This is a genomic window from Haloarcula sp. H-hyl2 (genome assembly GCF_056934385.1).
In genome coordinates this window covers 1367977-1389829 of record NZ_JBRIIJ010000002.1, presented here as the reverse complement: position 1 = coordinate 1389829, position 21853 = coordinate 1367977, and the positions used below count along the sequence as shown (strand labels likewise).

22 protein-coding genes are annotated in these 21853 nt (G+C 68.1%); 4 read left to right on the top strand and 18 right to left on the bottom strand.

All coding sequences use genetic code 11. The features are described from left to right. Position 1: 1 nt before the first annotated feature. The 4 genes from Hhyl2_RS16990 to Hhyl2_RS16975 all read right to left on the bottom strand — a co-directional run bounded on the left by Hhyl2_RS16990 (position 2) and on the right by Hhyl2_RS16975 (position 2955). Positions 2 to 619 (bottom strand): NUDIX hydrolase, encoded by a 618-nt coding sequence (locus Hhyl2_RS16990; protein ID WP_483551947.1) that lies wholly within the window; start codon positions 617 to 619, stop codon positions 2 to 4. A gap of 85 nt (positions 620 to 704) precedes the next feature. Beyond that, on the bottom strand, positions 705 to 1139 hold the full coding sequence (locus Hhyl2_RS16985) for an HTH domain-containing protein (RefSeq protein WP_483551946.1): 435 nt from the start codon (positions 1137 to 1139) through the stop codon (positions 705 to 707). Positions 1140 to 1316: 177 nt separating this feature from the next. After that, complete coding sequence (locus Hhyl2_RS16980; RefSeq protein WP_483551945.1) at positions 1317 to 1775, bottom strand: DUF7109 family protein; 459 nt, start codon at positions 1773 to 1775, stop codon at positions 1317 to 1319. Between the two features lie 43 nt (positions 1776 to 1818). Then, positions 1819 to 2955, bottom strand: coding sequence for an MFS transporter (locus Hhyl2_RS16975; protein WP_483552044.1), 1137 nt, complete (start codon positions 2953 to 2955; stop codon positions 1819 to 1821). Between the two features lie 116 nt (positions 2956 to 3071). On the opposite strand from Hhyl2_RS16975, the gene Hhyl2_RS16970 reads away from it, so the two are divergent. After that, complete coding sequence (locus tag Hhyl2_RS16970; RefSeq protein ID WP_483551944.1) at positions 3072 to 3242, top strand: HVO_0758 family zinc finger protein; 171 nt, start codon at positions 3072 to 3074, stop codon at positions 3240 to 3242. Here Hhyl2_RS16970 and Hhyl2_RS16965 read toward each other — a convergent pair whose 3' ends face one another. From Hhyl2_RS16965 to Hhyl2_RS16910, 12 genes are read right to left on the bottom strand one after another with little or no spacing between them, the layout of a single operon-like run. After that, on the bottom strand, positions 3243 to 4328 hold the full coding sequence (locus tag Hhyl2_RS16965; protein ID WP_483551943.1) for an aldo/keto reductase: 1086 nt from the start codon (positions 4326 to 4328) through the stop codon (positions 3243 to 3245). 36 nt (positions 4329 to 4364) lie between these two features. Beyond that, complete coding sequence (locus Hhyl2_RS16960) at positions 4365 to 5561, bottom strand: DHH family phosphoesterase (protein ID WP_483551942.1); 1197 nt, start codon at positions 5559 to 5561, stop codon at positions 4365 to 4367. Positions 5562 to 5606: 45 nt separating this feature from the next. Continuing rightward, positions 5607 to 6494: an SDR family oxidoreductase gene (locus Hhyl2_RS16955; RefSeq protein ID WP_483551941.1), complete on the bottom strand. Its 888-nt coding sequence runs from the start codon at positions 6492 to 6494 to the stop codon at positions 5607 to 5609. Then, positions 6491 to 6919 carry a DUF5791 family protein gene (locus tag Hhyl2_RS16950; protein WP_483551940.1) on the bottom strand — a complete coding sequence of 143 codons (429 nt, stop codon included), beginning with the start codon at positions 6917 to 6919 and terminating at the stop codon, positions 6491 to 6493. Before Hhyl2_RS16950 ends, Hhyl2_RS16955 begins: the two co-directional genes overlap by 4 nt. A gap of 40 nt (positions 6920 to 6959) precedes the next feature. Next, positions 6960 to 10121 carry a DUF7286 family protein gene (locus tag Hhyl2_RS16945; RefSeq protein ID WP_483551939.1) on the bottom strand — a complete coding sequence of 1054 codons (3162 nt, stop codon included), beginning with the start codon at positions 10119 to 10121 and terminating at the stop codon, positions 6960 to 6962. Beyond that, positions 10121 to 11008, bottom strand: a complete 888-nt coding sequence (locus Hhyl2_RS16940; RefSeq protein WP_483551938.1) for a DUF7284 family protein — start codon at positions 11006 to 11008, stop codon at positions 10121 to 10123. The genes Hhyl2_RS16945 and Hhyl2_RS16940 overlap by 1 nt, the downstream gene beginning before the upstream one ends. After that, complete coding sequence (locus Hhyl2_RS16935) at positions 11005 to 11394, bottom strand: DUF7285 family protein (RefSeq protein ID WP_483551937.1); 390 nt, start codon at positions 11392 to 11394, stop codon at positions 11005 to 11007. Before Hhyl2_RS16935 ends, Hhyl2_RS16940 begins: the two co-directional genes overlap by 4 nt. Further along, positions 11375 to 11842 (bottom strand): DUF7283 family protein, encoded by a 468-nt coding sequence (locus tag Hhyl2_RS16930; protein WP_483551936.1) that lies wholly within the window; start codon positions 11840 to 11842, stop codon positions 11375 to 11377. Before Hhyl2_RS16930 ends, Hhyl2_RS16935 begins: the two co-directional genes overlap by 20 nt. Before the next feature lie 32 nt (positions 11843 to 11874). Continuing rightward, positions 11875 to 13557: a type II secretion system F family protein gene (locus tag Hhyl2_RS16925; RefSeq protein WP_483551935.1), complete on the bottom strand. Its 1683-nt coding sequence runs from the start codon at positions 13555 to 13557 to the stop codon at positions 11875 to 11877. Further along, on the bottom strand, positions 13554 to 15398 hold the full coding sequence (locus Hhyl2_RS16920; protein WP_483551934.1) for an ATPase, T2SS/T4P/T4SS family: 1845 nt from the start codon (positions 15396 to 15398) through the stop codon (positions 13554 to 13556). The genes Hhyl2_RS16925 and Hhyl2_RS16920 overlap by 4 nt, the downstream gene beginning before the upstream one ends. Beyond that, positions 15391 to 15867, bottom strand: coding sequence for a DUF7311 family protein (locus Hhyl2_RS16915; protein WP_483551933.1), 477 nt, complete (start codon positions 15865 to 15867; stop codon positions 15391 to 15393). The genes Hhyl2_RS16920 and Hhyl2_RS16915 overlap by 8 nt, the downstream gene beginning before the upstream one ends. Then, a complete protein-coding gene (locus Hhyl2_RS16910; RefSeq protein WP_483551932.1) occupies positions 15864 to 16499 on the bottom strand; it encodes a DUF7310 family coiled-coil domain-containing protein in 636 nt (211 codons plus the stop codon). The genes Hhyl2_RS16915 and Hhyl2_RS16910 overlap by 4 nt, the downstream gene beginning before the upstream one ends. Before the next feature lie 55 nt (positions 16500 to 16554). Between Hhyl2_RS16910 and Hhyl2_RS16905 the strand changes: the two genes are divergently transcribed. Genes Hhyl2_RS16905 through rad50 form a run of 3 tightly spaced genes read left to right on the top strand, consistent with a single transcriptional unit; the run spans position 16555 to position 20892 of the window. Beyond that, positions 16555 to 16917 (top strand): DUF7966 family protein, encoded by a 363-nt coding sequence (locus tag Hhyl2_RS16905; protein WP_483551931.1) that lies wholly within the window; start codon positions 16555 to 16557, stop codon positions 16915 to 16917. Further along, positions 16914 to 18209 (top strand): DNA double-strand break repair protein Mre11, encoded by a 1296-nt coding sequence (gene mre11, locus Hhyl2_RS16900; RefSeq protein ID WP_483551930.1) that lies wholly within the window; start codon positions 16914 to 16916, stop codon positions 18207 to 18209. The genes Hhyl2_RS16905 and mre11 overlap by 4 nt, the downstream gene beginning before the upstream one ends. A 13-nt stretch (positions 18210 to 18222) precedes the next feature. After that, on the top strand, positions 18223 to 20892 hold the full coding sequence (gene rad50 / locus Hhyl2_RS16895) for a DNA double-strand break repair ATPase Rad50 (RefSeq protein ID WP_483551929.1): 2670 nt from the start codon (positions 18223 to 18225) through the stop codon (positions 20890 to 20892). On the opposite strand, the gene Hhyl2_RS16890 is transcribed toward rad50, so the two are convergent. Both Hhyl2_RS16890 and Hhyl2_RS16885 read right to left on the bottom strand, forming a co-directional pair. Beyond that, complete coding sequence (locus tag Hhyl2_RS16890; protein WP_483551928.1) at positions 20889 to 21314, bottom strand: DUF7346 family protein; 426 nt, start codon at positions 21312 to 21314, stop codon at positions 20889 to 20891. The genes rad50 and Hhyl2_RS16890 overlap by 4 nt on opposite strands. A 42-nt stretch (positions 21315 to 21356) precedes the next feature. Continuing rightward, a complete protein-coding gene (locus Hhyl2_RS16885; RefSeq protein ID WP_483551927.1) occupies positions 21357 to 21764 on the bottom strand; it encodes a DUF7322 domain-containing protein in 408 nt (135 codons plus the stop codon). Positions 21765 to 21853 lie beyond the last annotated feature (89 nt).

The window sequence follows — 21853 nt, the reverse complement described above, 5'->3', positions numbered from 1 at the left end:
GTCAGTTCACCTCGTCGCGGACGCTGGGCGGCAGGTCGTCGTCCGGGCCGGCGTAGCGGTCCGGTTCCGGAGGCTGGCGCCAGTCGGTCGCGAGTTCGAGCAACTGGACGAGCATCCGCGCGGTGGCCCCCCAGACAGTGTAGCCGTCGACGTAGAAGAAGTGGAGGCGGATCTGGCCGTAGTGGGGGTGGTCACGCTGTTCGGACTCGTAGTTGTCCAGGTCGGTCAGGTCCGCGACCGAGAGACAGACGATCTCGGCGACCTCCTGATCGTTAGGGACGTACTCGCGCTCGGGGATCCGGGCGACGAACGGTCGCACGGAGTAGCGGGTGATCGTCCGGATGTCGTCGAGGCGACCGACGACGTTGGCCGCCCGTGGGTCGAGGCCGATCTCCTCGCTGGCTTCCCGGAGCGCCGTCTGTAGCAGGTCCTCGTCCTCGGGTTCGCGACCGCCGCCGGGGAACGACATCTGGCCGGGGTGGTCCTGGAGGTGGTCAGCCCGTTTCGTGAAGAGGATCGCCTCGTCGTCGCGACTGACGACCGGAACGACGACGGCCGCCTGGCGTGGCTCGTCGTCGACGACCAGCGGGTCGTGGTCACGTACCCGGTCGAAGTCCATACTGACTGTCAGTCACGGACCGCAATAAGTCGGATGGTACCGCGTGGACGGGGTGCAATTTAGTTTCCCACGTAGGTTCGAAAACTCAGCCCGCGTCGTCCGGGAGGATACCGGGCGCCGGCAGGCGCTCGGCTGCCTCGTACGCGGCCAGGAACGCCGGAATCGTCGTCGTCCGCTCGCCGTCGGTACACGGATAGACGCCGGCGAGTTCGTCGTCGGCGTGCGCGGCGAGCGTCATGACCGGGAGCCGCAACACCCTGTACGACGACCCGAGCAGTGGCGAGACCTGCCGTACCTCGAAGGGCGGTTCGACGCTCAAGCCGTGTTCGTTCGCCCAGTCCTGGAACCGCCCGAACGTGCTGACGACGTCACCGTGGGTCGTCTCACCGTCAAGTCGGATCTCGTCGGGCCAGGTCTCGACGTCGAACCCCTCGATCGCACCGCTCGCGCGTAACCCACTCAGTCGGTCCAGCACGGTCGTCCGCGTCCCACAGACCGGCTGGCGGGTCCACAGTGTCATCGTGACCCCCGCTCCGTCCTCACTCTCCTCCGTCTGCGGGTCGATAGTCGACTGTTGTGGCATGTGTTATGTGAACAAATACCCCTAAGTGGTTCATAATCGTTTTGTCTAGATGCATCTAGGTGTTGGTACATCCACTTATTCGAGAGATGGGTTACTGTTCGTCACTTCGCTGCATTAGGCAGCGTCGAGCCGGTCCCGCGCCGCGTCGAGTTCGACCGCGCCCCAGGCGTCGAGGTCGTAGCTCACGTCCAGCAGCGCCGCGATACGCTCGTCGTCGCCGGCGTCGATGGCCGCCGCCGCGTCTGCCCGGAACTGCCGCTCGACAGCTTCTACCACGCGCTCGCGGGATAGCGAGCGGTCCGGGACGTCCAGGATGTGCGGGAGATCGCCCGCACCGTCGGGGAGACTGGGGAACGCAGTCGGACCGACGGCCAGGAGAGTCGTGTCGGCGTCCTCGATCGCGACCAGATGGTAGGAGTCGACCGCCGCGTCGATATCGTCCTCGAAGGCCGCCGGCTCGGTTTCGGCGCCCCGTTTGAACGCGAGTTCGACACAGCCCCGGCAGAGTTCCGCCCGCGAGAGGGCACCGAAGAGGTCGACGATGCCCGCCAGTTCGTCCGCTGAGAGGTCCATGCCGGCCGTCGGAGCGCCGACGGCTTCAGCGTTTCCGAGCCAGTCACGCCTCCGCGCTGCTGGGGAGTCGGCCGTCGAGGTGCAAGACGAGCAACGCCCCCAGGACCACCAGCAGCGACCCGGCCATCAACTGGAAGATGGTCGCGAACGTGACGCCGACATCCAGCAGGACCCCGACGACGACGCTGCCCGGCGCCTGGACGACCATCATCCCGCCGCCGTAGGCCGCGTAGGCACTGGCGCGGTGGCGGTCCGGCAGCGACCCTAGGAGGTAGGTGTCGACGGCGGGGAAGATACTGTGGATGATATAGCCCGTGACGGCGCTGGCGACGGCGAGCGGCCAGAACCCGGAGACGGCCGGCAGGATCAGGATACAGCCGGTGAAGGCCGCGAGGATCGTCAGCAGGTACGGGACGTTCGGGAGCCGGTCGGCCAGGCGGCCACTGACGTAGAACGCCGGGACCCCGGCACCGAAGACGATCTGGAGCAGCGTCCGTCCGGTGGCCTCCGAGAGGCCGGTCGTCTTGACGTAGGTCACGTAGAAGTTGAACAGGCCGTTCCAGATCATCGTCGTCAACCCGAGCGCGACCACTGCCGTGAGGATGATCCGCCACTGGGTTCTGATCGCGCCCACGACGTCCCGGTCCTCGCTACCGGCCTCGGGGAACTCGGTTCGGCGGGCCAGGACGGTGAAGACAACTGTCGTCACCGCGGCCGCGGCTGCCATCCACTCGAGGACGAGCCGCCAGTTCCCGAGTGTGAGTGCGAGACCGACGAGCGCCGGCGCTGCCAGCGCGGCCGTCTGGCTCGCGACACCGTGCTGGCCCAGCGCGCGACCGGGGTTCGCGGGGTAGAGTTCGCTGATGAGTGTGTTCGCGGCGACGATGTAGACGCCGCTTGCCAGCCCCATCGTCAGCGCGCCGACCAGCAGCAGTCGCGGCGTCGGCGCGAACAGCGTAAAGAGCGTCCCGGCGGTCAGCACCACGCCGGAGCCGAAGATGGCCTGTGGCCGACTCACCCGAGTGAGCAGGAACCCCGTCGGGAGCCGCGGCAGCGCACTGCCGACCCAGACCATCGTCGCGAGCAACCCCAGGGTCGCGTCGCTGGCGCCCGTCGTCGCCCGGATGGGCTCGATGAGCGGGGCGAACACGACCCTCGCGAGGTTGATGAGGAAGACCAGTCCGAGGAGCGATCCGAACACCGTCCGGCGGGACACGGATTGCCCTGAGCAATCGGGGGAGACAAGCCTTCCGAAACGCCGCGGGCTTTTTACGCCCCGGTGACAACCGGTCGCATATGGACTCGGTCAGGAAGGCACTGCGGGCCGGCGACGTCGAGAAGGACAACTACGGACGACTCTCCTGTACCGCCTGCGAGGAGACGCTGACGACGGACAACAACCCAGACGACATCGGGAAGATACGCCGCTGCCCCGAGTGTGGCCGCGAGTGGAAGGAGCTCGGCTAGTCACTCGAAGACCGCGTCGAAGGCGTCGGCACCGAGCGGCTCGTACCGGCCCGCAGCAACGTTCTCCTCCGCGTGTTCGACAGTTCCGGTCCCGATCAGCGACGACGTCACACCGGGTGCGCTCCGTGCGAAGTTGATCGCCCGCTGGGCGTCCGTCTCGCCGTTCAGTCGTGCGGCCACGTCCTCGGGGATGGCCGTCGCCAGTTCGCCCTGCATGATCGAGGCGCTCGTGAACACGTCCAGGCCCGCCTCGTGTGCAAACCACAGCGCCGACTGTGCGCCCGCTGCCCCCTCGTGGGCGGCAACGGTGAACGCGTCGGCCATCCGGACGTTGAACGGCAACTGGATCGCACGGAAGTGCGTCGCGGCGTTGCCCGCGCTGTCGGCCGCCGCGCGAGCGCGTTTGACCACCTCGGGCACGGAGAGATAGCTGTCGTGGCCCTGCGGGACTCGGAACGCCTCCCAGGTCGCGACCCCGTAGTGGTCGATATCGCCGGCCGCCGCCCGTTCCTCCAGGCGCTCGAACGTGGCTTCGAGCTGGTCGTAGACGGCGTCACGGGAGCGCTCTGCCAGCTGTGTCTCCGGGTTGTGGACGTAATAGAGGTCGATGGTCTCCAGCCCGAGGTTCGACAGCGAGCGGTCCAGCTGGTCGTCGACGAACGCCGGCGCGATGCAGTGTTGTCCGCGAACGAGGTCCTCGCGGTCGATCAGTCCGGTGTCGAGGTACTCCGTCCGGACGAACGCGCCGGGATCGGCCGGTCGGTCGCCGTCGAAGGGGACGAATCCACCCTTCGTGGCGACGACTGCGGCCTCGCGGTCGACGTCGGCGTCGGCTATCGCCCGCCCGACGACACGCTCCGAGCGCTGATGGCGGTAGTTGATAGCAGTGTCGACGAGGTTGATCCCGCCCTCCAGCGCGGTGACGATGGCGTCGTGGTACGCGCCGTCTCGGTCGTCGGTCGGGTCGCCCAGATACGTCCCGACGCCGATGCTGGAGACGACCCCGTCGCCGAACCGCCGGTAGAACGTGCGTGCGAAGTCGTCGTGGTCGTCCCGATACGCCCAGGTCGCCTCCCGTGTGGCCATGTCGGCCCTTGCGGCTACCGGGTCAAAAGCGTCGCGTCACCGCTCGCCGCTCATGGCCTCGAACAACTGCTCGCGCAGTTCCTCCCGTGAGATGCCGTTCCCCGGCCCGATGCCGTTGAGGTAGTCCACCGAAAGCTGTCCGCCGCCCATCCTGGCGTGGCCGCCACCTTCGGCCATCGGAACGTCGTCGAGGACCGCCTCGATGACACGCCCGATGTGGACCCGGTCGTCGCGTGACCGGCCGGCCAGCCGGATGGTGCCGTCACTCTGGCCGACGACGACCACGGCCGAGACTCCCTCCAGCGTCTCCAGTTCGTCGGCAGCCTGTGGAATCGCGTCGGTGTTCGAGACCTCGCCGACGTCGCTGTAGGCGTAGGGCGCCCGGACCTCGCGGTTGGTGACCGCGCGGGCTTTCACTTCCAGTACCTCCGCGTCGACCTGGGGGTTCGCGATCCGGTTGAGCAGGTCGCCGTCGATGCCGCGATAGAGGAACGACGCCGCCTCGAAGTCGTCGGGCGAGCAGCCGTTGGTGAGCGACCGCGTGTCCGACTGGATGCCGTAGAGCATCCCGGTCGCGATGTGGGTCGGGAGCATGCCATCCGGGACGCTCTCCCCGTCGTAGGTTCCGTCGGCGACACCCATCTCGACCTCGTAGAACTCCCAGTCTAGCTCGTCGAAGTACTCCGCGAAGATGGTCGCACAGGCGCCGTCGTCGGTCCGGACGTCGGTGAACCGCGTTCCAGCACCGTCTCCGGGATGGTGGTCGACGACGGCGACTGGGTCGATGGTCTCGGCTCCGGGGAAGCCCCGGGGTTCGTTGTGATCGACCAGAACGACCGCCTCCGGCTCGATCTCCTCGACCGACTCGATGCGCTCGAAATCCAGGTCCAGAACGGTCTCGAACGCGCGGTTCTCCGGTCGGCGGATCTCGCCCGGATACACCATCGTCGCCGTGGTGTCGACGGCGCTGGCGAGTTCGTCGACAGCCAGCGCACACGACATCGCGTCGGGATCGGGATTGGGATGCATCAACACCGCGACCGCCTCGTAGTCGGCCAGGACAGAGCGTAACCGTTCGCCCGGCGACCGCCGGAGGTACCGCACGATCAACCATCCAGTAAAGAGAACGAGAACGAACAGCGCGACCACAGCTACAGCCAAAAGGGGGTTCTCCCTGGCGGCTGTCACAGCGGCATCAACTCGGGCGCCGAGTTGTGCCACCACCAGTGTCATACCACGTACATCCCGCGGGACCGGATAAGAATGTTCCCCCGGTCGCTACGCGCGGTAGGCCTCGACGGCCGCGCGGTATCCCTCGCGGAACGTCGGGTAGGCGAATTCGTAGCCGAGATCCCGCAACAGCGCGTTCGAGCAGCGCTTGCTGGTCCGGATCCGGCGTTTCGCGGTCGCGGAGAGGCCGTCGTCGGCCAGCCGCTCGTCTTTCGTCTGTTTCGGTGGGAAGGGGACGTCACACTGTTCGGCCAGCCAGTCGGCGAAGGCCCACTTCTCGACGGGTTCGTCGTCGACGACCAGCACCGTCTCCTCCCGGTGATTCTCTTCCAGCAGGAACCGGACCGCGCCGGCGGCGTCGTCACGATGGACCATGTTGAGGTAGCCAGCGGTGACCGGCCCCTCCAGATACCGGTCGAGCCGATACCGGTCCGGCCCGTAGAGACCCGCAAACCGAGCAACCGTCCCGTGGCCGCCGTACTCTGCCGGCCGCTCGCGGGCGATCCGCTCGGCCTCGGCGAGGACGCGAGTCTTCTCCGTCTGGGGGTCCAGCGGCGTGGACTCGTCGACCCAGTCCCCGTCGTGGTCGCCGTAGACGCCGGTACTGGAGGTATATACCAGGCGTTCGGGCGGGTCCGCACGGTCCCAGAAGTGATCGATCGCCGTCTCCAGCCCGTCGACGTACACCTCGCGAGCGGCCTCGGCACCGCGGCCCCCCGAACTCGCCGCGAAGACGACCCAGTCGGCGTCGGGGACCGCTGCCAGCGAATCCGGGTCAGTAACGTCTGCCTGGACCGGTTCCAGTCCGGCGCTCTCGGCGGCGTCCAGGCCGGCCTCGGAGCGGCGGACCCCCACGACGTCGTGGCCCGACGAGAGCTGTCGGCCGAGTTCCAGCCCGACGTAGCCACAGCCGAGAATCGCGACCCGTTCGGTCACTGTTGTTGCTCCTCGATGTACTGGTGGAGTCGCGCGTACTCGGCCAGCGTCACCGGATACCGCCCCTCTATCTTCTGCTGTATCTCCTTGGGGTCGAGTTCGCTGTCGATCCCCGATGCCAGTGACTCGACGTCCATCACGGCAGTCGTCATCCCCATCAGGAGGATGTCACGTGCCTCCGCCTCGATAGCGCCAGCGTCCGGGCGGTCCGGGTCCGTCGCGAGGACCGCCGCTGCGTCTGTGAGCGTCACGTCGGTAGCGTCCTCGTTCACCATCGACTCGACGAGGTCCCGGTCCAGTCCAGTCACCTCGACGACCGCGTCGACTCCGACGGCGTCGATCGTGGCCGCCAGGACCGACTCGTAGGCGGCGAGCAGCTCCGCCGGCGACTGCGTGGCCGCGTCCGGAAACTCCGCTCTGAGCATGGGACGAGCTACGGACGGGGGGTATTAGTCACTGTCACTCTCAGTTCCCCGCCGTCGGCCATCCGGAGGACTGCTCGACGGCGTTCCCGTCCTTGTCGCCGACGCCACGTGGCTTGGGCGGCACGACGACAACGATCCCCGTGTCTGCTCTGAACGAGATGCGGTCGGCGGTCCCCAGCTGTTCCGATCGGCCGTCGTCGTCGACGTCGAGTTCGACGACGTCGCCGTCACGCGCGTACGTCGTCATCGCACCGGGGGCCGACGGTGGTCCGTGGTTGGCCGTGACCGCGAACCGGCCGTACTCGCCGCCGACGGTGACCCACCAGACGTTCGTCGTCGCGTACCACGGCGTGAGCGGTGGCGCGACCGGCAACCCGGCCGGGAGCATGTCCGTCCCGAGTCGCTGTTTGGCGAGCTGTTCGGCCTTCGAGCGCGTGGTCTCCGCGAGTGCAGTTTTGATAGTCGTCTTCGCGACGGACCGCGTGGCCGAGGACGATTTGTTGACCAGCCCCGACCTCGGACGGGCCAGCGGGAACTTGAGCTGGCGGTGCACCGTTCCGGCCAGTCGCAGCCGCAGCCAGTCCCGTTCTGTCCGGGAGAGGTTCTGTCGTCGAGCGGCGACCGTCCCGACGTGCCGTGCTGCACGGCCGTCGGTCAACGCTGCCGCCGTCGCATGTGTCGTGTTCCATCTATCGAGCGCGTCGGTGACGATTGCTCTGCTCTCTCCGAGACTTGCGGACGTCTCGGCAGTGACGGTCGTCGCCAACCATCCCGCGAGGTAGGCGTTCGCCGTAGCGACGTTGTCCTGTAGCCGGTCACGGTGCGCGACGAGCGTCGCGTTGACCGGTTTGAACCGGACCGTGGTGGCGTTCTTGCCGGAGCTGTTGCGGGGCAGTGTGGTCCCGTTGGGCCGCAAGCGGGCGCTCGCGTTGGTGGGTCGTGCCGACCCGTTCGCTCGCGAGCGGTTGGTCGCGTTCGGTCTCGCGACGACCGTCGTCGTCCGCTGGCGGTCGATCGTCGCGTTCGTCGCGCGGAGTGTCGTCGCCGCCGTGGAGAGACGGGTCCGGTCCAGCGACGCGAGGATCGCGTCACTGACCGCCGACGCCGCGTTCCCGTACGGGAGCGTGAACACGTTGACGTTCCGCGTGACAAGCGGGTGCTCGCTCCCGTCGAGTGACGGATACCGTTTCTCCGTGAGTTCGGCGCGGGTCAGGTACGGTGGCCTGGCGTCGACACGCGTCCGGACCGGGCCGGCGATTCCCTCCGGTACCGGGCGCGCCCTCGGCACGCGTGTGTTCCGAGCCGTCAGTCCACGGCGGAGATCCCGGATGGATCCTCCGGTCCGGTTGCCCAGTTCGGAGGCAAAATCTGTCTTCCTGTCCGCTCGCTGTCTGGCCTGCTCGGTGAGTGTCTCGTTGACGGCTTCGAGATAGGCCAGTCGTGCCGCGACACGCGCTTTCTGTGCCGTACTGTTGTACGTCGACGGGACCGCGGCCAGTTTCGACCGCCGCGCGGCGAGCCGCTGCTGGAGGCGCCGCGGCGGGTTCGCTTCGAAGGTTCCGACGGCGCCCCGTTCGACTGTGACGCTGATGTTGCGCACCGTCGACCGCAGTCGCATCAGATCACGGTACACCCAGGCGCGGAGCCCGGCCGGGCGATTGGCCTCGATTGTCACCGGCTGCGTCGATAGCTGCCCGGTCGCTGCACGAGTCACGATCGACCCGTAGCCGCCACCGGTCGACACGAGTCGCTGTCTGGCCGCTGCTTCGACGTCGGCGAGGTTTGGCCCACCGAGCGGACTTCCGCTCGGCTGGTGTGCCGTCGTGATCGGATGGTCCGGTGCAAGCGACGGGCTTGTGTGCCGGCCCACGATGGCGACAGCGACCCGGTAGCGTGCGTTGCGGCGTGTGACCGTCGTCTTCGTCGCGGTCCCGTTCGACCACTCGGCGACCCGGCGGTAGCGAACCTCGACGTCGCGGGCGACGCCGTCGAGTCGATGCCAGCCCGACGGTGCGGTCGCGGTCCCAGTCGCGTTCGTGACCGTCGTTCGGTCGGTGAGGCGGTCGTCAGTGAGCGACCAGTTGGCGCCCGGAGACGGTGGCTTCGATGGCTTGCCGCCACTGAGGGTCCGGGTATTTGTCACCAGTTTCGCCTCGACGCTGTAGGCCGCTTCCGTGGTATTCTCCAGCGCCGACGGCGACGCGACCGTCCGGAAGGCCCGGTCTGCCGTCCGATTGACGCCGACCAGCATCGTCTCGTTCGGTGTCGGCGTCCCGGCCGTCGTGTTGACGCGGCTGATGTCGCTGGCCACCGGCCGATAGTTCGCGCGGTTGAGTACCTCCTTGGTGAGTTCGGAGGGGTTGCTCCCTCTGATGACGTCCTCGATGCCGGTTATCGCCGTCGCCTCGGTGAGCGCGCGTCGACCGTCGGGATCGCTCCGTCCGAACGTCGACCGCTGGACGCCCAGGAGCGCCCCGTTCGCGGCCAGTGCGACATGGCGGTTCGCGACGACGTTGTCGATAGGGGCACCGCCATACTGGGCATACCCACGAACCCACGCCATCGGGTAGAGTCGAGCAGTCAATCGCTGGCTGAAGCCACGTCTGGCGATGCTGTTGTTCAGGCGCCGCTGATAGGTCGTGGTCTGTTCGTGGAGCGCGAGCACCGGTGTCGCGACGACCACCGTGGGTGAGACCGTCCTGGTGTCGACGACCCGATTGTCCCGATGGAGCGTCAGCGTGACGTTCTCGACGGTCGCCCGGATTGCGGTGTCGTTCGGCCCCGCCCGTTCGATACTGACCTGGCGTTTGGCTCGACGCAGCGAACTCGTGTTCCCAACCGAAGGCAGGTCCGCCGTCACGGTGACACCCTCGCGTTCGTAGCCGACGCGCTGGAGTCGACGCTCGACCTGAATGTAGGTCCTGAGTCGGAGCGCGTCCCTGAACGGCGTCGAGTCGTTCAGGGCGCGTCCGGCCGTCGTGTTCGCCGGCGTCACGACCGGGTCGGCCGCGGCGCGCTGACTGGCTCTGGACACGCTGTCTCTGACCGCAGTCTGTGTCTCGGCGGTCGTCCGCTCGAAGGCACGCTCGACCGTCGTCTCGCTGAGGGACGGACGCGTCACGAGCGTCGGCGCGAGCGTGAGGCTGCTGACGAGCAACAGGACACCGAGCAGCGCGAACGGGACCCGGCCACGGTCGTCCATCACGGCGACCACGTCCTGACGGTGATACGAACGCAGTGTGTCGCTGCCGCCCGCGCCGCGGCCGTCGGCGAAGCGAAGCGCGACCGCAGGTCGGCGCGGAACCGGTCGGCCAGTGCGGCCGTCAGATTCCGGTTCAGTGCAGTGGGGTCGGCCCGGGTGAGCGCGAGTGGGCCGGCGCCAGTGGAGTTCGCCATCCGGATGTACCGAGCGGCCATCACCGCATCTGCAGGGTAGTCACCTCGGAGCGCGAGGGCCGTCCTGTCCGGCGGGAACAACCCCTCGACGACCGTGCGAGCGAGCACGGTCGCGACGCCGTCGTATCCCGAGGACCGTGCAGCGGCGAGTGCCGGGCGCGTCGCGTTGTCCATCCCGCTGGGAACCGTGACCGTCGCCGCCCTGACGTCCGTATCGCCGGGCGGTGGATCACCGACGCGGACCGTCCCTGCGACGGGCGCCCCGGGGTAGGGTTCCCAGCGAGCCCGCACGGCTGTCAGTCGCTCCCGGTGCTGGAGTCGACGCCGGGTCGTCGCTGTGATCTCCTGCTCGAATCCCGTTCGAGCACGGGAGAGACGCTTGCCGTCGATCATGACGGCAGACAGTGACGCGTCGCCGAGCAGTTCCGCGACGGTTCCGTGTGCCGACCGCTGTCGTCTGGCCGTGCCGTTCGCGACCCAGGACGGCGCTGACCCGTTGGGGGCGATCGCACTCGTCGAGAGTTCGTACTCGACGGTGGCGGTGCTCGTCGCCAGCAGTTCGGCGTCGACGGCCGCCGGATTGCCGACCCGCGGCGTCTCCGCGACGCTGCCGCTCAGGACGACGCCAGCGGCAGCACCGACGAACAGCAGGAAGACCGTCACGTCGGCGACGGTGCTTACGGCGCGGGTCATCGCCACACCGACACATGTAGTGTCCCACGGCGGACCACGCCGGGACTCGTCCGGACGTGTACCGTTCGCTCGGCTGTGTCGCTCCCCACCGGCGGCCTCGGTCCTGCACTCCAGTGCTGACCGGCATGGAGGCTCACGTTCCCGGAGTAACCGCCCGGAACCGCCGCCAGCGAGCGGTTGATACCTCCGGGATCGAGAATCCCGGCCGTCGACAGTCGCCGCTCGATCAGGTCCGCCGTCGGCGCTGCCCGGTTGCGGTCCGTGTCTGTCCCGGCAATCGCGTCGTCGAGAACGCCCGCGTACAGTGCGATCCCGACCGTGACAGCGAACACGGCGACGAGTGCGGCGAGCGGTTCGGCCGCCGCCCTATCCGACGAGTGTGACATCCACGTCCCCCCACGTTGTCCGGCGGACTGTCAGCCGATCCGGTGCCGGGCGCCAACTGCCGTTGGCTGCCCGCTGACGGGCCCTGGTGGCCGCACGACCGAAAGCGCTCGGCGACGAGAACACCGTGGCCGGTGACGTCCCATCGAGGACCGCCTGCAGCGGCCCACGCAACGCTGGTGTGACTGGCTGCAGGAAGGTCGCGTGTGTCGTCCCGCCGTCGTTTCTGAGACCGAGCTGGCGGGTGCCAGGCGACCAGAACTGTGCTCCGAGTGGCCGCTGCTGGAGCGAACCCGGCGGGCTGGTCGCGACCTCGTCGACTGTCGCCGCCGCTGCAGTGGCATCGGGCGGTGCTGCCGTCGGTAGCTGAGCGACCGTTGCGAACACCACCACGCCCACCGCCGCGATACCGGCCCAGAGGAAGACCGTCTCGACAGGTGGCTCGAACATGGCACGACCTGGCCTCGGTATCGGACTTAAATCTACACCAACAGTCCCGTCCCCAGAACGGACGCGAAGTACGCCGCAGTCGCCGAGAGCAGTGCCAGACCGACACGGTAGCCGACGAGGGCACGGTCCAGGCCACGGGATAGCCCGACAGACAGAGTCGTCAGGACCGCCGCCAGGACCAGCACGTACCAGCAGACGATCGGACCGAGCGTGTCGACGGAGACGGACGAGACCGGTCCGCGTGGACCGATCGAACCGGCCAGTGCGACCGTCGCGCCGCCGACGAGCGGGCCGAACAACACGGCGGTGTTCGTGAGCGTGCCCGTTATCTGGGCGAGATCGCGCCGCGTCTCACGCTCGACCTCACGGAGGTCAGCGAGGTGGTCCCCCATCGACGCGACGACTGCGCCGGCCGGGGGACCGACCGCGCCGGCAGCCGAGAGCAGGGAGGCAGCCTCCCCGGTACGTCGGCTCGGGATGGTCGCGAGCGGTCCGTACTCGCCGCCGAAGGCCTCCTCGATACCGACCCCGAGACGGCGTTGTCGATCCGCAGCCTCGGCCAGTACCTTCGAGAGTGGTGAGGACCGCTCGTCCGCGACGGTCGCTAGCGTGGCCTCGACTGCTTCGCCACGGGCGACCCGTCGCCCGATAGCCTGGAGAGCGTCCGGTAAGCCGGCCTCGACCGTCCGAACGTGGTCACGGACGGCAGCCATCGGACGGTAGGCGACGACAAACACTGTCCCTGTCCCGAACCCGAGTGCAGCACCGGGTACACCCCAGTCGGGGAGGAGCGTCGGTCCGACAAGCCAGCACACACCCACAACGACCGCGCCAGTCAGAACAGCCAGCCAATTGCTATCCGGGACATCCGGATGTGTCCGTGGGACGCTCAGCGGCGGGAACGCTGCCGGACGCCGTGCGAGGAGCCACGCAGCGGCGAGCACGAGAACCGCGGGGAGAACGAGAACGTACGCCACCAGCAAGAACGACTCGGAGACGGGGATGCTCGCCATTCCGGCTGCGGGGACGAGCGAGACGAGCGCCAGCGGGAGCAAGACCCCGAAGGCGTAGATGGCTGTCGCCGGTATCCGGAGTGAAGCGGCGAAGGACGCCATCTCGTCGCGCGTACCGTCGAGCATCCGCTGGCGAGCGTCGGCGAGCAACGCGTCCCGCTCGTCGGCCGGCGCAGCGGCCGCGCGTTCGACGCCCGCGATCGCTCGCTCCAGCGCGGGGAAGGTCTCGCCCCATTCCTCGGCAAACGCGCGCAACCCGCTCCGTGGTGTCCCACGTGCCCGCCGGCGGTGCTCGGCGAGGCGCTCGACGAGCAGCCCCGACCCTGTCTTGGTGGCGAAGGCCGTCGCCCGTTCGGTGTTCGGCCACAGTCCGACACCGAGGACGAGCCTGGTGACGAGCGACGGCGCCGTCCCGAGTGCCCGAACGCGCCTGGCACGGGCTGCCAGTTCGACGCCGTAGCGACCAGCAGTGAGCGCGAGGGCTGCGAACCCGAACGCCGCAACGACGATCACGACAGAGTGGGTTCCGACCAGCAGCACACCGCCGACAGCCAACCCAAACAGCGTCGCCGTGTAACTGGCTGCCAGGACCGTCTCCGGCGACTCGGTCAGATCGAGCAGCCGACAGGCACGTCGGTGTGACGCCGGCACCGACACGGGAAGCGGCCACACTGCTGCCAGTAGTGTGAACGGTCGGATCATACTCCCCCGTGACTGGCCCGGCCTGAGTGATCGCAGGCCCGGTCTTCGTCGAGCGTGCCTCTCCGCGTCGATATCTGTGACCGGACGTCGGCATAGGATTCGTCTGACCGGGCAATCTCGTCGAGGAGATAGCTGTTCCCGCGGTCGATTCTCCCGGTCGCCGTCGTCGAACTGCCGTCCCGCTCGAACAGTGGCTGGAACGAGACGCCGTCGCTCCGGGCGACGACCTCGTCGATCCGACGCACGAACCGGTCGCCGGACGTCTCCGCGCGGCCGAGCGTCACGATCAGGTCCGTGACGGCGAACGAGCGCTCCGGGACTCCGAGGTCGGTGACGAGCCGCTCTCTGACGGGCTCGGGACCACCGCCGTGGATCGTCCCCAGGACGGCGCCGTCGCCGTCACCGACACGCATCGCCTCGTAGAGGACTGCCGCTTCTTCGCCGCGGACCTCGCCGACGACCAGGGCGCCCTCGCCCAGCCGGAGTGCCGTCCTGAGTGCTTCGGTAGGGTCGAGGGCCGGCCCATCGGATGCAGTGGTTCGTAGCGCCTGGACGTCACGGTCTGCGGACTGGAGCTGTCCGACCGGGAGTTCCGGGGTATCCTCGATCAGTACGGTCCGGACCGACTGCGGGAGTTCCCAGAGGAGCGCACCGAGCGTCGTCGTCTTGCCTGCGCCCCGTGGACCCGCGACGAGACAGGCGCAGCCCCGCTCGACGGCCACGGAGAGCAGCCCTGCGACGTCGGCCGGCATCGTCCCGTTGGCGACGAGGTCGGCGAGCCGCCAGACGTCGCCGTCGTGGGCCCGGAACGCGAAGGCGAGCCCGTCGCTCACCGGTTCGGCGACTCCGGCGACACGGACACGGCGTCCACCGACGTCCGTCGTCGCGTCGAGCGTTGGACTGGCCTGCGAGAACGGGCGACCACTGGTCCGGCGGAACGTCGACGCGAGAGCCTGGACACCGTCCTCGGTGAGTCTGACGTTCGTCTCCATGGTCTCGCCAGCGACGCGGACACGGAGTTCGGTCTCGGTCGCAGGGGCCGTCACGAACACGTCCGAGACACGGGGGTCGGCAAACAGGTCTTCGAGGACGCCCAGACCGCCCGTGTGTTTCGCCAGCACGGACCCGACGGCGGCAGCGGTCGCACCCTCGTCGGCGACTTCGCTGGCCGCCTGATGAGGTGTCCGATCGCCGGCATCGGCGGCGAGGTGGTCGTACGCGTCGGCCAACTGCTCGGTAGTCGCCGCCTCGAAGCGGTACTCGCGTGGTTCGAGGTGGTAGCGATCCATCGCACCCTCGCGCTCGTAGCGGCGGACCACCGCGTCGGTCTCGGTCGTCCAGCGGTCCGCGAGGACAGCACCCTGTGGCGGGCTTTCGGCGATCAGTGCGTCGCTGACTGCCGGACCCACGTACGCACCGAGGGCTACCGCGTAGTCGGTGGCCGGTTCCGCGACGAGGGCGAGCCCCGTCTCGGCGGCCATCGTCGATACTGGACCGCTCCGGCCGACCGCTTCCTCAGCCGCCGCGAGTGGGTCCCTGGTCGTCCGGTCTGCCAGCCGCTGATCGACCGTACCGACGCGCTCCTGGAAGCAGCCGGCGGCGGTCAGCAGGGCAGCCGAGGCGTCGAGATAGACACGTTCACGGCCGCTATCGCTCGTGACCACGCTGTCGATCTCACGACTGTTCAGTGCAGTCACGACCGTCGCACGACAGGCTGGCTCGCTGGCGAGATCGCCTCCGCCCGGACAGTCGCTCGCATCGACGCGAAGCACCGCCCCATCGGCGGTGCACACGCAGGCGCAGTCCGGATCGGTCGTCTCCCCGAAGAGCAACTCACGCATAGGCCGGCCTGGCCGCGGCATCCGACTTAAACCGCCGGACGGTCACGACTCTGCGGTCGTCGACGAACCGGTACCCGAACACGAGTCGGTTCGCCCCCGGCGACCGGAGTGTCAGGGACCCGCCGTCGGTCAGGAGCGGCAGGCCGACCAGTCGACGGTGTGTCCACCCGTCGTCGCCGACGCGCCATCTCGCCACAGTACCGCCGTCGCTGCGCTCGAAGATCAGCCTCGTGACTGGGGCTTTGGTGAACGACCGGTGTGGTAGCGAGATGTCAGTCCGGAGCGACGCCCCCGGCCCGACTGCCGGATCGTCGCGCGACACCATCGCCTCCAGACGTTCCGAGAGCGTCTCCAGTTGCCGCGCGACGGTCGCGTCAGTGTGGTCGACCCTGGCACTGTCGATAGCGGGCATACTGGCACCGAGCAGTGCTGCCCCGATGACGACCGCGAGCACGAGGCGAACACTCACAGGAGCGACCGGATCCGAGCGAGGACGCCAGGCGGTCGCTCCTCGCTGCGTTCGCTGCTCGCACCACGCTGGCCGGCCCCATCACCGCCCACTGTGCTGGGTTGTTCGATTCCGTTCGCGGTCGATCCCGTACCCGCTTCGACCTCCGGGCCGTCGGTCGTTCCAGACCCACCGAACGCGGCATCGAGGGAATCAGACGTCGGATCGTCCGCTTTCGGGGTCGGATTGTCACCGTCTCGATGCTCTTTGTCCCCCGTGGGCGACTGCCGTGAGTATCCTGTTCCACGGCCGGCCGGGGACGAGTCACGCGCCCCGTCGGAATCCGAACGAACAGGCGCCGTGTCGTCGTCCAACCTGGATTCGAGGCGTTCGGCGGTCGCGATCGCGGCGTCCGCACGTCGTTCGACGTCCTCGTTGACAGCACGGATCGACCCGACGTAGCCGCGGAGCGCCTGTGTCGCAGCCTCCAGTTCCGTCACACGGTCGTCGAGTTCGTCGAGATAGGACTCGGTATCGTCGAGTCGGGTCTCGACGTCCGCGATGGAGCTAGCGTCGGGCAGTTCCCTCTCGCCGTCGGTCATCGCTCGTTCCACAGTGCTGACTCGCTCCGAGAGTGTCTCGCTGTCGGCCATGCGATCGGTTGGCGCCGTCACCGTACTTGAACCCTCGTCCGGGAGTTTATCAGGGATGGCGGGACCAGACCCGACGATGAACCAGACGGGAGATGTACCTGGCCACGCAGACCGCTCAGGGGACGCTACCGGAGAAGGGAGGTCCAGCCTGACCGACCCTGACGTCCGGGCGACCATCGAGGCGGCCATCCTCGCTCAGTCCTCGCTCGGTGCAGCGGTCGCGTTCCGGACGACGATCGGGCTGGACCGTCTCGAACGGGCCGTCACAACAGCCGAGGCTGTCGACGTCGAGTTAGCAGCCGCGGGCCGCAGGGCCCTGGCAGCATTCAGAGCGTACCGCGAGGCGGCAGCCGACGATCACTTTCACTGTGGTCGCAACACCTCTTTAGGCGGGGCCGGCTTACGCCCTGACGAATGACACGGGTGATACACACCGGCGACACCCACGTGGGGTACCAGCAGTACCACGTCCCGGAACGGCGCCAGGACTTCCTCGACGCCTTCCGGCAGGTCGTCTCGGACGCCATCGAGGACGACGTCGATGCCGTCGTCCACGCCGGCGACCTGTTCCACGACCGCCGGCCGTCGCTGACGGACATCATGGGCACGCTGTCGGTCCTCGAAGACCTCGACTCGGCGGGCATACCGTTTCTCGCCGTCGTAGGTAATCACGAGGCGAAACGCGACGCACAGTGGCTCGACCTCTACGAATCGTTGGGCCTGGCGACGCGGCTGGCCGACGAGCCGACGGTCGTCGGCGACACCGCGTTCTACGGACTCGATTTCGTCCCGCGCTCACAACGGGACGACCTCGACTACGAGTTCGCCGTACACGACGCCGACCACGCCGCACTGGTCACCCACGGGCTGTTCCAGCCGTTCGACTACGGCGACTGGGACGCCGAGGAGGTACTGACCGAATCGTCGGTGGCGTTCGACGCACTTCTCCTTGGGGACAACCACGCGCCGGGGAAACAGGAGGTCGCGGACGCCTGGGTCACCTACTGTGGTTCCACCGAGCGCGCGAGCGCGAGCGAACGCGAAGACCGAGGCTACAACATCGTCACCTTCGACGACGAAGTCCGGATCACCCGACGTGGCCTCGACACCCGACCCTTCGTCTTCGTCGACGTGGAACTCGGACCCGAGGAGGGCGTCGACCGTGTCCGGAGCCAGGTCGGCCAGTACGACGTCACGGATGCGGTGGTAGTCGTGAGCATCGACGGCGACGGCGACCCGATCGCACCGGCGAGCGTCGAGGAGTACGCACTCGATGCGGGCGCGCTCGTCGCGCGGGTCACCGACCACCGGGAGCTGGCGGCCGAGGCGGGAGGGACCGACGTCAGTTTCGCGGACCCGGACGACGCGGTCACCGAGCGGGTCCGCGAACTCGGCCTGAGCGAGGCCGCCCGCGACATCGACGAGACGATCCGGGCCTCGAAGGTCGCCGACGCGAACGTGACGTCGACGGTCGAACAGCGGGTCCGTGACCTCGTCGAAGAGGATCCCGACGCACTGGCGGCGGACGGTGAGAGTGCCGAGAGCGCGTCCGAGACAGAGGACGCTGGACCGATCGACGACGTATCGACGGACGAGACGACACAGGCAACGGCTGACGCTTCGCAGTCGACCGACGGCGCCACGCAGTCGGCAGACGCCGAGAGCCACGCCGACGGCGAGGACCAGTCGAGCATGGAGGAGTTCATCTGATGGAGGGTCGCCGATGAGGTTCCAGCGCGTCCGACTGGAGAACTTCAAGTGCTACGACGACGCGGACCTGCAACTGGATCCCGGCGTGACGGTCATCCACGGCCTCAACGGAAGCGGGAAGTCCTCGCTGTTGGAGGGCTGTTTCTTCGCCCTCTACGGGGCCAGAGCCGTCGACGAGACGCTCGACGACCTCGTCACGCTCGGGGCCGAGGACTGTACGGTCGAACTGTGGTTCTCACACGCCGGCGGGGACTACCACCTCACTCGCCGGGTGCGTGCCACGGGCGAGCGCGCGACGACGGCCAAGTGCGTCCTGGAGACGCCGGACGGGACCTTCGAGGGGGCTCGCGACGTCCGACACCGCGTCACGGAACTCCTGCGGATGGACAGCGAGGCCTTCGTCAACTGCGCGTACGTGCGGCAGGGCGAGGTGAACAAGCTCATCAACGCGTCGCCGGGCGACCGCCAGGACATGCTCGACGACCTCCTGCAACTCGGGAAGCTCGAGGACTACCGCGAACGGGCGAGCGACGCCCGCGTCGGCGTCGGCCGGGTCCGTGACGACAAGCAGGGCGCCCTCTCGCAACTCGACGAACAGATCGACGAGAAGGAGGACAAGGAGCTCCACGAGCGACTCAACGGACTGGAGACCGAGTTGAACGAGGTCCAGACCGAGATCGAACGGATCGAGGGCCAGCAGGCAACCGCCGAGGAGACGCTCGATCAGGCCGAGTCGGTCCTCGAAGAACACGAGGAGAAGCAGTCCGAGCTGGCCGAACTGAGCGAGGACATTCAGGAGCTGGAGGCGGCAATCACCGAGGCCGAGACAGAGCGCGACCGGCTCTCCGAGCGACTCTCCGAGCGGAAGTCGGACCGGGAGACACTGGCGGAACGCCTGGCGGAGACGGTCTCGGACACCGACCTCGACGCTGCCGATCCGGAGGCCGTCGCCGAGCGCCTGGCGACGCTCGAAGAGCGGGCCGACGACCTCCGGTCCCGGATCGAGACACAGAAGGTCGAAGCCCAGAAGCACAGCGGCGAGGCCGACAATCTGGCCGAGCAGGCCGAGGACCTCTCCTCACGTGCGGAGGCCAAGCGAGAGGAAGCCGCCGAACTGGAGTCCGAGATCGAAAGAGCCCGCGAGACGCTGGCCGACCGCCGGGAGAAACTGGCAGCCATCGACGACGAGCGAGCGACACTCGAAGAACGGTTCGAGGACGCCGACGTCGCCCGAAGCGAGGTCGAGTCCCACAGGGAGTCCATCGTGGCCGACCTCGAAGATGCCCGTCAGCGGGTGACCGAACTGGAGACCCGTATCGAGAGCGAGCGGGACGCGCTGGCCGAAGCAGAGGGGTTGCTCGAAGCCGGGAAATGTCCCGAATGCGGGCAGGACGTAGCGGACTCGCCACACGTCGACTCGATCGAGGACGACCGCGAGCGGATCGCGGAACTCGAAGCGGAACTCGACAGCGCACGGGAAACGGTCGAGACACTGGAGGCGGACCGCGACGCCGCCGAGGAACTGGTCGACACCGCCGACCGGCTGTCGACGCTCTCCGAGAACCGCTCGAACGTCGTCCAGCTCATCGAGGAGAAGGAATCCGGCCTCGAAGCCGACGAAGAGCGCGTCTCGGAGCTACGGTCCGAAGCCGACGAACTCGAATCCACGGCCGAGGAGAAGCGCGAGGCCGCGGCGGACGCTCGCGAGCAGGCCGCCGACTGTCGCTCGGTCATCGGCGAGTGCAACCAGGAACACCAGACAGTCAAGCAGTCGATAGCGAGACTGGAGGAGGTCGAGACGCTGCTCGACGATATCGACGACTGCGAGAGCGACATCGAGCAGGTGCGCTCGAAGCGGTCACAGCTCGCCGAGGTGAACGACGAACGGCGCGAGCGACTGACCGAGAAGCGGGAACGAAAACAGGAACTGGCCGACGCGGTCGACGAGTCACGCGTCGCGGAAGCCCGTTCGGAGAAACAGCGCGCCGAAGCCTATCTGGAGAAAGCAGAGGCGAAGCTCGCGGAGCTTCGCGAACAGCGCGACGACCTCCAGAGCGCCATCGGCGGGGTGCGAAACGAACTGGACGAACTGGAGTCGCTCCGGGACCGACGAGAGGCTCTCAGCGAGATCCTCGAGCAGCTCGACCAGCTGTACGACGAGGCCCAGCAGCTCCAGGAGATGTACGGGACGTTGCGTGCCGAACTCCGCCGGCGGAACGTCGAGACGCTCGAACGGATGCTCAACCAGACGTTCGATCTGGTCTATCAGAACGACTCCTACTCCCACATCGAACTCGACGGGGAGTACCGGCTGACCGTCTACCAGAAGGACGGCGACGCCCTGGAACCCGAACAGCTCTCGGGCGGCGAGCGGGCGCTGTTCAACCTCAGCCTGCGCTGTGCGATCTATCGGCTGCTGGCGGAGGGGATCGAGGGGTCGGCGCCGATGCCGCCGCTCATCCTCGACGAGCCGACCGTCTTCCTGGACTCGGGCCACGTCACGCAACTGCTGGATCTGGTCGAGTACATGCGCGACGAGGTCGGCGTCGAGCAGATACTGGTCGTCAGCCACGACGACGAACTCGTCGGGGCCGCGGACGACCTCGTCCGCGTCGAGAAGGACGCGACCACCAACCGCTCGCGGGTCGAACGCGTCGAGGCGACGGTCGCGGAACTGGTCTAGCGGGCCTCCAGCGACGCGAGCGCGTCGGCCGTCGTCTCCGTGGCGTCGTAGCCTGGTTGCCCGGCGACGCTGGCCTCCGCGACGAGTCCGGCCGCACGGAACTCCGCGAGGAGGCCGTGGAGGTCGCTCTCACAGAGGTCGTAGCTGTCCAGCAGGTCGGTGACCGCCAGCGGCCCGCGGGCGTCGAGTTCGACCAGCAGTCCGAGCGCCCGGTCGTCGTGGGCAGCGGTGAGCACGCGCCGAATCGGGGTCGGAACGGCACCCGCAGCGGTCTCCAGTGGTGACTCGCCCTCGACGGGTTCGAGGCGGTCGTTGGGGAGATGCGTCCGTTCCCCCGTCTCGGGGTTCCGGACCAGACTGGAGTCGCCAGAGGCTTTGAGCAGGAGATATCGGGTGCCCGACTCGTCGCGGACGGTTCGCATGGCAGACCGTAGTCGTCGTGCGCGGTTAGCCGTTGTGATGGATCACGCCGCGTCGTCGGACGGGTTCTCGGCGTCCACCTCGTCCGTGTCCGCAGCTTCGTCGGTGTCGTCCCTGGAGGCCATGAACCGGCGGTACCGGAAGTATCCGTAGCCGAAGGCGATGGCGCCGACGAGGAAGACCTGCGTCCCGCGGTCGACCTGGCCCTCGAAGTAGATCAGCATCGGGCCGACAGACAGGCCCAGGAGCGCGACGTTGAACACGACGACGAGTTTCCAGAACAGGCCGGTGGCCTCGCTCGCGGAGCCGTCCCGCGGCGGTTCGGGTGCCGACGGCGCCTCCGGGATACCGGGGCCGAGGCTGTCGGGGTCGAATTCGTCGGGCTCGTGGGCGCTCTTCTCGTTGATGACGCTCGGGCCCGAGTCGGAGTCGTCGTCGGGGATCTGGACCACACACGACGTTGGGCCCCGGAGTGAAAAAGCGTTCCTGGTCGGTACGAGTCGAGAGTGTCATCGCTGTCCGGGAAATGGCAGACAGCGGG